Annotated in this window: 12 protein-coding genes and 1 pseudogene; all 13 read left to right on the forward strand. The window is 37.8% G+C overall.

Translation table 11 applies throughout. The features are described 5' to 3' along the window. Positions 1–80 precede the first annotated feature (80 nt). Positions 81–1607: pseudogene (locus M1R56_RS04820) on the forward strand (ABC transporter ATP-binding protein); the annotation flags it as partial. 288 nt (positions 1608–1895) lie between these two features. Next, a complete protein-coding gene (locus M1R56_RS04825; RefSeq protein ID WP_248034794.1) occupies positions 1896–2585 on the forward strand; it encodes a gamma-glutamyl-gamma-aminobutyrate hydrolase family protein in 690 nt (229 codons plus the stop codon). A gap of 169 nt (positions 2586–2754) precedes the next feature. Next, positions 2755–4104 (forward strand): glucose-6-phosphate isomerase, encoded by a 1350-nt coding sequence (locus M1R56_RS04830; RefSeq protein WP_248034795.1) that lies wholly within the window; start codon positions 2755–2757, stop codon positions 4102–4104. A gap of 131 nt (positions 4105–4235) precedes the next feature. After that, positions 4236–5696 (forward strand): glutamate--tRNA ligase, encoded by a 1461-nt coding sequence (gltX, locus tag M1R56_RS04835; protein ID WP_248034796.1) that lies wholly within the window; start codon positions 4236–4238, stop codon positions 5694–5696. Between the two features lie 694 nt (positions 5697–6390). Further along, positions 6391–7605 (forward strand): pyridoxal phosphate-dependent aminotransferase, encoded by a 1215-nt coding sequence (locus M1R56_RS04840; RefSeq protein ID WP_045762715.1) that lies wholly within the window; start codon positions 6391–6393, stop codon positions 7603–7605. Between the two features lie 253 nt (positions 7606–7858). Further along, positions 7859–8137, forward strand: coding sequence for a hypothetical protein (locus M1R56_RS04845; RefSeq protein ID WP_248034797.1), 279 nt, complete (start codon positions 7859–7861; stop codon positions 8135–8137). Between the two features lie 939 nt (positions 8138–9076). Beyond that, entirely contained in the window at positions 9077–9316 is a 240-nt protein-coding gene (locus M1R56_RS04850) for a GlsB/YeaQ/YmgE family stress response membrane protein (protein ID WP_248034798.1), read from the forward strand. 86 nt (positions 9317–9402) lie between these two features. Then, positions 9403–9966, forward strand: a complete 564-nt coding sequence (gene amaP, locus M1R56_RS04855) for an alkaline shock response membrane anchor protein AmaP (protein WP_248034799.1) — start codon at positions 9403–9405, stop codon at positions 9964–9966. 11 nt (positions 9967–9977) lie between these two features. Next, positions 9978–10148 carry a DUF2273 domain-containing protein gene (locus M1R56_RS04860; protein ID WP_060955197.1) on the forward strand — a complete coding sequence of 57 codons (171 nt, stop codon included), beginning with the start codon at positions 9978–9980 and terminating at the stop codon, positions 10146–10148. A gap of 11 nt (positions 10149–10159) precedes the next feature. Beyond that, positions 10160–10780, forward strand: coding sequence for an Asp23/Gls24 family envelope stress response protein (locus M1R56_RS04865; RefSeq protein WP_248034800.1), 621 nt, complete (start codon positions 10160–10162; stop codon positions 10778–10780). A 37-nt stretch (positions 10781–10817) separates the two neighbouring features. Next, positions 10818–11024: a CsbD family protein gene (locus M1R56_RS04870; protein ID WP_248034801.1), complete on the forward strand. Its 207-nt coding sequence runs from the start codon at positions 10818–10820 to the stop codon at positions 11022–11024. Positions 11025–11647: 623 nt separating this feature from the next. Then, positions 11648–12262 (forward strand): DUF624 domain-containing protein, encoded by a 615-nt coding sequence (locus M1R56_RS04875; RefSeq protein ID WP_248034802.1) that lies wholly within the window; start codon positions 11648–11650, stop codon positions 12260–12262. Continuing rightward, positions 12240–13913 (forward strand): sensor histidine kinase, encoded by a 1674-nt coding sequence (locus tag M1R56_RS04880; protein WP_248034803.1) that lies wholly within the window; start codon positions 12240–12242, stop codon positions 13911–13913. The genes M1R56_RS04875 and M1R56_RS04880 overlap by 23 nt, the downstream gene beginning before the upstream one ends.

The raw sequence follows: 13913 nt of genomic DNA on the forward strand, positions 1-13913 counted from the left end.
TAATGCTCGGTGTTTAAAATCTGTACTATATGCCATAGCTTTATTATAACATGTATTTTATAAACTAAGATACTATAGTAGTTTCTAGTCTCATCTATATGGTCTTGATGAGCCGCATTATTGCCGAATCGACAAATGAGATGCGTAAGGGACTTTTTGGCAAGCTTTCTCGCTTGACTGTTTCTTTCTTTGACCGCCATCAAGATGGAGACATCCTGTCTCGTTTTACCAGTGATTTGGATAATATTCTCCAAGCTTTTAATGAAAGTCTTGTGTCTGTCATGACCAATATCGCTCTTTATATTGGCTTGCTGATTGTCATGTTCGCAAAAAATGTGACCTTGGCTTTGATTACGATTGCTAGCACTCCGATAGCTGTTATCATGTTGTTCTTTATCCTGAAGCTAGCGCGGAAATATACCAATCTCCAACAAAAAGAAGTTGGGAAGCTCAATGCTTATATGGACGAGAATATCTCTGGACAAAAAGCCGTTATCGTTCAAGGTATTCAAGAAGATGTGATTGCTGGTTTTGTCGAGCAGAATGAACGGGTTCGAAAAGCCACTTTCAAGGGAAGAATGTTCTCAGGAATTCTTTTCCCTGTTATGAACGGAATGAGTTTGGTCAATACAGCAGTCGTTATTTTTGTAGGTTCAGCTGTCTTACTGAATGATAAGAACATCGAGACAGCAACTGCTCTGGGTTTGATTGTCATGTTTACTCAGTTTTCGCAACAGTATTACCAGCCCATTATCCAATTAGCGGCGAGCTGGGGAAGTTTGCAACTGGCCTTTACAGGTGCAGACCGTATCCAAGAAATGTTTGATGCAGAAGAAGAAATTCGCCCTCAAGATGCTCCAGTCTTTAGCGAATTAAAAGAAGGTGTGGAGATTCGTAATGTAGACTTCTCCTACCTGCCAGGAAAACCCATTTTGAAAGATGTCAGCATTTCAGCTCCAAAAGGGAAAATGATTGCGGTTGTTGGTCCGACAGGTTCAGGGAAAACGACCATTATGAACCTCATCAATCGTTTTTATGATGTGGATGCAGGTAGTATCAGCTTTGATGGAACAGATATCCGAGAATTTGATTTGGATAGTTTGCGAAGTAAGGTAGGAATTGTTTTACAGGATTCTGTTTTGTTCAGCGGAACTATTAGGGACAATATTCGATTCGGTGTCCCAGATGCCAGTCAGGAAATGGTCGAAGCAGCAGCCAAGGCTACACACATCCATGACTACATCGAAAGCTTGCCAGATAAGTATGATACTTTGATTAATGATGACCAGAGCGTCTTCTCGACTGGTCAGAAGCAGTTGATTTCTATCGCCCGTACCTTGATGACAGATCCGCAGGTCTTAATCTTGGATGAGGCAACATCAAACGTGGATACTGTAACAGAGAGCAAGATTCAAAATGCCATGGAGGCAATTGTAGCAGGAAGAACTAGTTTTGTGATTGCTCACCGCCTGAAAACCATTCTCAATGCCGATCAGATTATTGTCCTTAAGGACGGTGAGGTTATCGAACAAGGAAATCATCACGAATTACTCAAGCTTGGAGGTTTTTACTCCGAACTGTACCATAATCAATTTGTCTTTGAATAATACTCTTCGAAAATCTCTTCAAACCACGTCAGCGTCCCCTTGCCGTATATGTGTTACTGACTTCGTCAGTTCTATCCACAACCTCAAAACTGTGTTTTGAGCAACCTGCGGCTAGCTTCCTAGTTTGCTCTTTGATTTTCATTGAGTATAAGCAAAAAAGTTGTCCTAATTTTGGGCAACTTTTTCTGATAAAAAAATTTTATCACGGACTTAAAAAAAACATATTAGACAGGTGTGGGGAAGGATGGTAAGATAAGATTATCAATGGAAAACGAAAGGAAATCAGTAATGGCAAGAACGATTGTTGGAGTTGCAACAAATCTATGTCCCGTGGACGCAGAAGGAAAAAATATTCATTCATCTGTCTCTTGTAAATTCGCTGAGAGTATTCGTCAGGTTGGCGGACTTCCTTTGGTGATTCCAGTTGGTGATGAGTCGGTTGTTCGTGATTATGTAGAAATGATTGACAAGCTTATCTTGACTGGAGGACAAAATGTCCATCCTCAGTTTTATGGGGAGGAAAAAACGATTGATAGTGATGACTATAATCTAGCACGCGATGAGTTTGAGTTGGCCCTTCTACAAGAGGCTCTACGTCAGAACAAACCAATTTTAGCCATTTGCCGTGGTGTTCAACTGGTCAACGTTGCCTTTGGTGGTGCGCTCAATCAGGAGATTGAAGGTCATTGGCAAGGCCTACCTTTTGGGACTTCACATTCCATTGAGACAGTAGATGGCAGTGTAGTGTCTAAATTATTTGGTAAAGAAAGTCAAGTTAATTCAGTGCACCGTCAGAGCATTAAAGACTTAGCTCCAAATTTCCGCGTAACAGCAGTAGATCCACGTGACCAAACTGTTGAAGCAATTGAATCCATTGATGAACACCGTATTATCGGCTTGCAGTGGCATCCAGAATTCTTGGTTAATGAAGAAGATGGCAACTTAGAATTATTTGAGTATTTATTGAATGAATTGTAACGACTAGAAATTTAGTCGTTTTTTTATTCGTTGTTCACGAATATTTATAGAGTTGTATTTTTACGCAAACGTTTGAATTGTGATAAAAATTGGAAATTTTTAGTATAAAAACTTGAAAAAATTGTTAGTAAGCGTTATGATAGAAAGGAAGAAATTTTGGAGGAATACTATGTCACATATTAAATTTGATTATTCAAAAGTATTAGACAAATTTGTTGCACCACATGAAGTGGAGTACATGCAATCACAAGTTACAGCAGCAGACGAATTGATCCGTAAAGGAACTGGTGCTGGTAGCGACTTCTTGGGTTGGTTGGACCTTCCTGAGAACTACGACCGCGAAGAATTTGACCGCATCTTGAAAGCTGCTGAACAAATCAAATCAGACAGCGATGTTTTGGTCGTGATCGGTATCGGTGGATCATACCTTGGAGCGAAAGCAGCCATTGACTTCTTGAACCACCATTTTGCAAACTTGCAAACCAAAGAAGAACGCAAAGCGCCACAAATCCTTTACGCTGGAAACTCAATCTCATCTACTTACCTTGCTGACTTGGTAGAGTATGTTTCAGATAAAGACTTCTCAGTAAACGTGATTTCTAAATCTGGTACAACAACTGAACCAGCCATCGCTTTCCGTGTCTTCAAAGAACTCTTGGTCAAGAAATACGGTCAAGAAGAAGCTAACAAACGTATCTACGCAACTACTGACCGCCAAAAAGGTGCAGTTAAGGTTGAAGCAGATGCTAACGGTTGGGAAACTTTTGTAGTTCCAGATGATATCGGTGGACGTTTCTCAGTATTGACAGCAGTTGGATTGCTTCCAATCGCTGCATCAGGTGCAGACATCAAAGCCCTTATGGAAGGTGCGAATGCTGCTCGTAAAGATTACACTTCAGACAAACTTTCAGAAAACGAAGCTTACCAATATGCTGCAGTGCGTAACATCCTTTACCGTAAAGGTTATGCAACTGAAATCTTGGTAAACTACGAGCCATCACTTCAATACTTCTCAGAATGGTGGAAACAATTGGCTGGTGAGTCAGAAGGGAAAGACCAAAAAGGTATTTACCCAACTTCAGCTAACTTCTCAACAGACTTGCACTCATTGGGTCAATTTATTCAAGAAGGAACTCGTATCATGTTTGAAACCGTTGTCCGTGTTGACAAACCACGTAAGAACGTGATCATTCCTACTTTGGAAGAAGACCTTGACGGACTTGGTTACCTTCAAGGAAAAGACGTTGACTTTGTAAACAAAAAAGCGACTGATGGTGTTCTTCTTGCCCACACTGACGGTGACGTACCAAACATGTACGTAACTCTTCCTGAGCAAGATGCCTTCACTCTTGGTTACACAATCTACTTCTTCGAATTGGCTATCGCCCTTTCAGGTTACTTGAATGCCATCAACCCATTTGACCAACCAGGTGTTGAAGCTTACAAACGTAACATGTTTGCCCTTCTTGGTAAACCAGGATTTGAAGAATTGAGCAAAGAACTCAACGCTCGTCTATAATAGAGCCTGAAAAGAGTGGTTTTACCACTCTTTTTGCTTTTTCTCGAAAAGAGAAATTGGACTCTGGCACGACTTGTGATATAATATAGAGAGCAAAAAGGCAGACGCCTAGAGACTATATAGGAGAAGATATGTCAAAAGATATTCGTGTGCGTTATGCACCAAGTCCAACAGGACTACTACACATCGGAAATGCCCGTACAGCATTGTTTAACTACTTGTATGCACGCCACCATGGTGGAACTTTTATCATCCGTATCGAAGATACTGATCGTAAGCGTCACGTTGAAGACGGAGAACGTTCACAGCTTGAAAACCTTCGTTGGTTGGGCATGGATTGGGATGAAAGTCCAGAAACTCATGAAAACTACCGCCAATCAGAGCGTTTGGAACTCTATCAAAAATATATCGACCAATTGCTTGCTGAAGGGAAAGCCTACAAATCTTACGTCACTGAAGAAGAGTTGGCAGCTGAACGTGAACGCCAAGAAGCAGCTGGTGAAACACCTCGTTACATCAACGAATACCTTGGTATGAGCGAGGAAGAAAAAGTAGCTTATGTTGCAGAACGTGAAGCCGCAGGTATTATCCCAACTGTTCGTTTGGCAGTGAATGAATCTGGTATCTATAAGTGGCATGATATGGTCAAAGGTGATATCGAATTTGAAGGTGGCAATATCGGTGGGGACTGGGTTATCCAAAAGAAAGATGGCTACCCAACTTACAACTTTGCCGTTGTGATCGATGACCACGACATGCAAATCTCTCACGTCATTCGTGGAGACGACCACATTGCTAACACACCAAAACAGCTCATGGTCTATGAAGCTCTTGGTTGGGAAGCACCAGAGTTCGGTCACATGACCTTGATTATCAACTCTGAAACTGGAAAGAAGTTGTCTAAACGTGACACCAATACCCTTCAGTTCATCGAAGACTATCGTAAGAAAGGTTACCTTCCAGAAGCAGTCTTTAACTTTATCGCTCTTCTTGGTTGGAATCCTGGTGGGGAAGACGAAATCTTCTCTCGTGAAGAACTCATCAAGCTCTTTGATGAAAACCGTCTTAGCAAGTCTCCAGCAGCCTTCGACCAGAAGAAACTTGACTGGATGAGCAATGACTATATCAAGAATGCAGACCTTGAGACTATTTTTGAAATGGCAAAACCATTCCTTGAAGAAGCAGGACGTTTGACAGACAAGGCTAAAAAATTGGTAGAACTCTACAAACCACAAATGAAGTCAGTGGACGAAATCGTTCCATTGACAGACCTTTTCTTCTCAGACTTCCCAGAATTGACAGAAGCTGAGCGAAAAGTCATGGCTGGTGAAACGGTTCCGACTGTACTTGAAGCCTTCAAAGCAAAACTTGAAGCTATGTCAGACGATGAGTTTGTGGTAGAAAATATCTTCCCACAAATCAAAGCGGTCCAAAAGGAAACAGGTATCAAAGGGAAGAATCTCTTCATGCCAATCCGTATCGCTGTTTCAGGAGAAATGCATGGTCCTGAATTGCCAGATACCATCTACTTGCTTGGCCGCGAAAAATCCATCCAACATATTGAAAAAATGTTGGCAGAGATTGCAAAATAATCTGGCGAAACTAAATTTCGTTCTAGATATTTGTAGTAGTAAAATCTGAGAGAATCACCTGGTTCTCTCTTTTTTATTGCCAAAGCAGAATCATATTCAATTAATACTCTTCGAAAATCTCTTCAAACCACGTCAGCTTTATCTGCAACCTCAAAGCCATGCTTTGAGCAACCTGCGGCTAGCTTCCTAGTTTGCTCTTTGATTTTCATTGAGTATAAATTTTTAAGTGACGCTTTAAAAAGAGTTCTTTTTATATGTACTTATTTGAAAATGCAAAAGTTTTAGTGTATAATACTAAGTGACAGGGCAAGGGAAAGAAGTCAGTGATATGGTAAAATTCTTTACAAACAGACTCGAATTAGCCCAGACATCGTCTATGTTGTTTGTTGAGTCGACTTATTTTTTCTTTGCGTTTTGCTGGACACAGGAAGAAATTCATGAGTTCATGCAACTATCATCCATAACGATGCCTTCGTTTTCGATTCGAAGTTTATATGCGAGACTTTAGATTTAGATGTATGTCTTACTAGAGGTGCATATTTTTCTCTTTCTTCTCCCAAAAATAGAAAGAAATCGACCTTGCTCTGTTTACCTTGCGTTAAGCAAGGTTTTTTTGTGGAATAGTAGTGGGCGATTTACGATTTTTCTATCAAGTGGTATAATATTAACTATCCTGATGAATTGAGGAACTCAAATGAAAGAATTTAACAAATCAATCAAATTGGAGCATGTGGCTTATGATATTCGTGGACCAGTTCTTGAGGAAGCTATGCGTATGCGAGCAAATGGAGAAAAAATCCTCCGTTTGAATACAGGGAACCCAGCTGAGTTTGGTTTTACCGCACCAGATGAGGTTATCCATGATTTGATTATGAATGCGCGTGATAGTGAAGGTTATTCAGATTCAAAAGGTATCTTTTCAGCCCGCAAAGCTATTATGCAGTACTGTCAGCTCAAAAAATTCCCAAATGTAGGTATTGATGATATCTATCTTGGAAATGGTGTTAGTGAGCTGATTGTTATGTCCATGCAAGGTCTCTTGGACAATGGCGATGAAGTCTTGGTTCCAATGCCTGACTACCCGCTTTGGACAGCTGCAGTTAGCTTGGCTGGAGGAAATGCAGTTCACTACGTCTGTGATGAAGAAGCTGAATGGTATCCAGACCTAGATGACATTAAGTCTAAGATTAGTTCAAATACTAAGGCTATCGTTTTAATCAATCCAAATAATCCAACGGGAGCCCTCTATCCCAAAGAACTCTTGTTAGATATTATCGAGATTGCTCGTCAAAATGACTTGATTATCTTTGCAGATGAAATCTACGACCGTATGGTTATGGATGGCAATGTCCACACACCAGTAGCTAGTTTGGCTCCAGACCTTTTCTGTGTTAGCATGAATGGTCTGTCTAAATCGCACCGTATCGCTGGTTTCCGTGTGGGTTGGATGGTCTTGTCTGGACCTAAACATCATGTAAAGGGCTATATTGAAGGTCTCAACATGCTTTCAAACATGCGCCTTTGTTCCAACGTCTTGGCTCAACAGGTTGTTCAAACTTCACTCGGTGGTCACCAATCGGTGGACGAATTGCTCTTGCCAGGTGGTCGTATCTACGAGCAAAGAAATTTCATTTATAATGCCATTCAAGATATTCCTGGTTTGTCAGCGGTTAAACCTAAAGCGGGTCTTTATATCTTCCCTAAAATTGATCGCAATATGTATCGTATCGATGATGATGAACAGTTTGTTCTTGATTTCTTGAAGCAAGAAAAAGTACTTTTGGTTCACGGACGAGGCTTTAACTGGAAAGAGCCAGATCACTTCCGTATCGTTTATCTGCCACGTGTAGATGAGTTAGCCCAAATCCAAGAAAAGATGACCCGTTTCTTGAAGCAGTATCGTAGATAAGAACGATCTAGGTTTCGAGTACAATCAGCAAATTTTATCTCAGAGAAATCAAATGTTTTGATGATTTTAACATTGTTTCTCTGAGTTTTTTCATGTTTTTAAAAAATGTATTGATTATCTGCAATATCCTGAGAAGTTTGAATCTGTTGATTTAGATAATGAAGTATCTGCGATTGAGCTTCTTTAATGTTGTGCATATAAATAAAAATGAAGCAAGAGTGAAAAATTGAATGGGATAGGGTAGACGAATAAAATGTTAACTACGAAAAAGATTATTGCAGAATTTGATAAAAGTTCTAATGATATTAAATTCCTTGAATTTAACAAAAAACTAACGGATAGTATAGAAAGACCACAAGAACTGAAGTTTATCTTAGAACATTTTTCTTATGTAACTGTGAATGGTTATTTAAAAATCTTGGGGAATGATTCAGAGAATGGATTCAGCTACTGTAATGAATTGTTTTCAAAATGTTATAACTCGAGTCGTTGTTTGATAGCTTATGATATCTTGGGTGGTCTATTGCAATAAATATTGAAAAATTAAATGCAATAGAATATTTCGCTCCCGATACATTAGAATGGGAGGATTTGGAGATAGATTATAAGGACTTTTTATTTTGGGTGACGACAAATCAGTTAGACACATTTTATCAAGAACTGATAGTACCAGATTTGTTCACATTAGATTTATCGCTTGAATCAAATGAAGTTGTTTTGACCTATCCTTTTATTTGGTCAATGGAGTACACTCCATCAGGTGCAGATAGAAAAATAGTTCCCTTTAAAGAATTGTTAGAAATGAATGCTGATTTTTATAGACAGTTAAGGATGTGATAAATAAAGGGTACAATGCATGAAAAAGATATTTGAAATTAGTACATACAGTAAAATAGTATTAAATGGGAAATAATCATTAATGTAAACTGTTATTATTAAAGACTTCCATAGCAAAAAGCTTTTTTGTATAAATGTGTATTACGAATGTGTGACTGATAGACAAACATTAAAATATATGATAAACTAAAGTAGAAAAAAATTTAAAAGGAGAATCCTTATGTCAGCAATTTCATCAGTGGGCCTCACCTATTGCTTGACAAAAGAAGAAGGCAAATAGTGTAGATAACAAGTCTCACAATGAAATGAGGTCGGGCAAAAAGTCTTTAAAATAAAAGTATATTATCAGATGTTTAAAAACCTTGATTTAACACGATTCTTGAATTTTAAAATTTCGATGTATTGCAATAAAAATTAACTGAAAAACTACATTTTTTGTGAAATAAATTAGATGTTCGGATATATAGAAAACGCTCTAATCATATTGTCTAGAGCGTTTTTGTGTTGTTTTAAAAAATAGATAGAGATTTTATTAAAGCACATATTCGTGAGCATATAATTTGAGTGCGCTCTCATATTTTGATATACTATATTTAACCTAGGTATATTGGGCCTATGAAAGGAGGCACATATTATGTTGTGGTCCATTATTGTAGGAGGCTTTATCGGTCTTGTAGCAGGAGTAATCACTAAAAAAGGTGGCTCAATGGGAGTAATTGCTAATATTTTTGCCGGTTTAATCGGTTCATCAGTAGGTCAATCACTCCTTGGCACTTGGGGACCATCACTAGCTGGTATGGCTATCATTCCATCTATTGTTGGTGCAGTGATTGTAGTTTCTGTGGTATCGTTCTTTTTGGGTAAAAAAGGTTAACTTTTTACTCAATCATAAACTATAGATTTAAATTTAGTATTGACGGGTAAACCTATAGTTTAGTGCTTTAATTGAAAGGATTTTATATGTCAAAATCAAAGAAAATATTATTGTTTATTTTCTGTATTTTAATCTTGACAATTTTCCTTCCTATTTTGATAGATTACCACCAGGTTAGTGATTTAGGAATTCAATTGACTAGCTGGCGACAGACATCATTTGAATATTATCTCGCTAGATATGTATTTTGGGGGCTTCTAGGCCTGTCTATCTTAGTTTTATTATGGATGTTAGTAATCCTGTTTTATCCTAGACAATATCTGGAAATAAAACTTGGAACTAAAGACGATAAATTAAAACTAAAAAATTCAGCTATTGAAGGGTTTGTTCGATGTTTATTGGATGAACACAAGATGGTCAAAAATCCCAAAATTCAGGTACATACTCGGAAAAAGAAATGTTTCGTTTATGTAGAAGGTACAGCTGTTCTTTCAGATAACATTGCTAACAAATTTGAAGTAGTTCAAAATGAAATTACTCAAGGATTGAAAGAATTCTTTGGTATTGATCGAGAGGTTAAACTGGAAGTTTCAGTGAAAGAATATGACCCTCAAAAAGTAGCTAAGAAAATTGTTAGTCGTGTAAAGTAAGGAAGTAAAAAATGGAATGGTTTAAAAAATATCAATACCCAATTCTATGTGGTGTAGTAGGTATTATTCTAGCTTGCTTCATCCTATCCTTTGGTTTCTTTAAAACGATGTTTGTTTTAATTTGTGGAGCTTTAGGAATTTGGTTGGGATACTATGTACAGAAGAATTATTTAAATAAATAAAGGAGTTTCATATGTCAAACGTAGAAAAAAATGTAACTGAAAAAAAAGATGTTGTTGTTTCTAAAGATGTTCGCGGAGAATTAACTTACGAAGATAAAGTTATTCAAAAAATCATCGGTCTTTCACTAGATAGAGTTCCAGGACTATTACATGTTGACGGTGGATTCTTCTCAAATCTTACAGAAAAACTTGTTAACACTAACGATGTAACACACGGTGTTAACGTTGAAGTTGGTAAAGAACAAGTAGCAGTTGACTTGAACGTTATCGTAGAGTACAGAAAAAACGTTCCAACTCTATACAAGGAAATCAAAGACGTTATCGTATCAGAAGTTGCGAAAATGACTGATCTAGAAGTAGTTGAAGTTAACGTTAATGTTGTTGACATCAAAACTAAAGAACAACATGAAGCAGACTCAGTTAGCCTTCAAGATCGTGTAACTGACGTGGCAGAATCAACAGGCGAGTTCGCGTCAGAACAATTGTCTAGAGTGAAATCTGGTATCGGTTCAGGTGTCGCAGCAGCACAAGAAAAACTTGGCGAAGGTGCTGAATTCGTTCAAGAAAAAGTTGGCGAAGGCGTTGAAACTGTTAAAGACGCTACAGCCAAAGCAGAACCACGTGTTCACTAATTACTAATTTAGAAAAAAATAAAAGGAGGACATACTTATGTCTACAGAAGAAAAATTAACCCAAGCAGCAGGATCTGTTAAAGAAGGCGTTGGCAAATTGATCGGCGATAAAGAACTTGAAAACGAAGGAGCTGCTGAAAAAGTTGTTTCTAAAGTTAAAGAAGTTGCTGAAGATGCAAAAGATGCTGTAGAAGGTGTCGTTGAAGGTGTTAAAAACATGCTTCATAAAGATGATGCTAAATAATAAAATTTAGGTAATCTTGCTATTTTTCTCGAAAACACTCCCAGTTAGGGGGTGTTTTTGTTATTCGTTTTTATCAATGCACGTTTTATAGAGAAAAAAGAATACAGGACAAACAAATTCCTGTATTCTTAAAATAACTTAGAACAGATATGATAATGAAACGAATAATAAGATTATAGTGCAAATTATTTTTACGATTTTTACATATTGTTGTTTGAACAATTTATCAGAGAAAAGACTCAATCCAAGCACAATAAAAAACAAAGTAGTTCTTAAAATAAAAATAGTCATGGTCCATACTCCTTTCGTTATTTTGTTAATCCAGTAAATAAGTTGAATAGTAAGTATTTAATCTGCAAATATGTTTATCTTTTCCGAAAACTCCTTTGGTCATTAATCGGTATCTCTATCTATATTTATTATAGCACAAATAACATTATTAAACAATTATATTTATCCTTTATAAACTAACATTTGACCATTTGACAAGGATGGATACCTGCTCCGAACTTGCTTCTAAAAGGTAGTAAGTTCAACTCTCACCACCTTTTCTTTCCTCTTCTTTTTTGAGAGCGCTTGAAATATGTTATAATAGTTCTAGATTATTTTTTTGGAGGCAAACCGTGGGAAATTTTATTGAGCTAGTCTTTCATCGTTTCTTTTTGGGGATGATTGCAACGGCTTATTTTTGGTTATTGACACTAGCAGGAGGTGTGATTTTTGGTATAGCACCAGCTAGTGCGACTATCATGAGTTTATTTGCAGAACATGGCTATTCTTACCGTGCCTATGGTTTTAAAGAGGCTTGGACTCTTTACAAGAGTAATTTTATTAAAAGCAATCTCAGTTTCTACACCTTTATGGGACTTGACTTGATCTTGATTTATGGTTTGTATCTCATGATCCAATTGCCGCATCAGACCATTATCCATTTGGCAGCAACCTTTCTAAATATCTTTTTGGTAGCCTTGGTCTTTTTGGCTTATACAGTTTCTCTAAAATTACAAGTTTATTTTGACTTATCCTATCAAAATACCTTAAAGCTTGCCTTTATCGGAATTTTTATGAGCTTGTCAGCAGTGGCTAAAGTTCTTCTTGGTAGCGTCTTGTTAGCCATTATTGGGTTTTATATGCCAGCCCTCATTATTTTTGTAGGGATTGGTATGTGGCACTTCTTTATTAGTGATTTATTGGAGCCTATTTATGAAAGCATTCATGAAAAATTGGCGTCCAAATAGAATGAAACAATTTTGGCTTCATTCACTCCTTCGAACCTATACTTGGGTGATGATTGTCATCATTGCTAGTTTTGCCCTGTTGATTTCCTATGTGAACTGGGATAGTCGAGAAAAAGAAGCAAGACAGGTTTCCCAGCGGGTCTTGACTCGGACAGTGAGTGAGGTTGAGTATTACTATCGAGAATCAGCGCGTTCAGCCCAAAGTTTAGTAGATAATCAAGCGCGAATCGAGGGAATTTATAAGTATTTTAGCCTTACTACACCAGATTATTTCTACTGGCAACTGGAGCGTAAAGCATCGCCCTATATTTCGGTATCCATTTATGAAAATATCGATGACCTCTATGTGCGCAATGATTTTGTAACGGGTGTAGCCTTTGTCTTGCAAGACTCAACAGAAGTTTATGTATCGAAGAGGGACAATCGTAGTGGTTACAAGGTTTCTGCAGATGCCTTTAAGCCAGATGCCAATAGTTTCGCCATTCCCGTATCCGATCCAGTATCGGATCAAGCTCTTGGTGTTATTTATGTCTCTGTATCTTCCGATGTTTTTTATAAGGCTATTGACAATACCAGAGGAAATATCCCAATTGCTGTGAGCATCACCTCTCCTTTTGAAACGGATATGTTTCACCAAGGTGAAAAAAGTAATCGAGAGGAATGGTTGCAAGATGAGACAGCTCATGGTTATCAGGTTCAGGTTGCAGTTCCGAGGGATTATGTCCTTAGTGGGAGTATCTCTAGTTCGATTTTTATTCTTGCTTTGAGTCTCCTCTTTATCGTTATTTTATATGTAACCTTGAAAAAAACATTTTCGAAGTATCAAACCCAAGTTGTTGACCTAGTGGAAACAATCCATGATATTGCGGAGGGGGAACAAGGCAAAAGAATTGATCTTAAGAAGAAAGATCAGGAGTTGCTTTTAATTGCGGAAACGACAAATGATATGTTGGACCGACTGGAGAGAAATATCCACGATATTTACCAGCTGGAGCTTAGTCAAAAAGATGCCAATATGCGGGCATTACAAGCTCAAATTAATCCGCATTTTATGTACAATACCCTCGAATTTTTACGAATGTACGCAGTCATGGCAGATCAGAACGAATTGGCAGATATTATCTACGAATTCAGTAGTCTCTTGCGCAACAACATCTCTGATGAACGAGAAACGACGCTCAAGCAAGAAGTAGAGTTTTGTCGCAAATATAGCTATCTCTGTATGGTTCGCTATCCCAAGTCAATCGCCTATGGCTTTAAAATTGATCCCAAGTTAAAAGAAATGCGGATTCCAAAATTCACCCTCCAGCCCTTGGTGGAGAATTATTTTGCCCATGGAGTTGATCACAGAAGAACGGATAATGTTATCAGTATAAAGGCTTTGAAACAAGAGGGCTATGTCGAAATTTTAGTGGTGGATAATGGTCGTGGGATGTCTGCCGAAAAATTAGCAGAAATTCAAACTAAATTAGCCCAAAGAACGTTTGAACACACAGTGGATTATAGTGGAAAACGACAGTCCATTGGAATCGTCAATGTTCATGAGCGCTTTGTTCTCTATTTTGGGGATCGCTATAACATTAGTGTGGAATCAATGGAACACCAAGGTGTTCGTTATCGAATTACTATTCAGGATGAGGAGAAAGGATAA

Source organism: Streptococcus sp. oral taxon 431, assembly GCF_023115445.1.
Lineage (GTDB): Bacteria > Bacillota > Bacilli > Lactobacillales > Streptococcaceae > Streptococcus.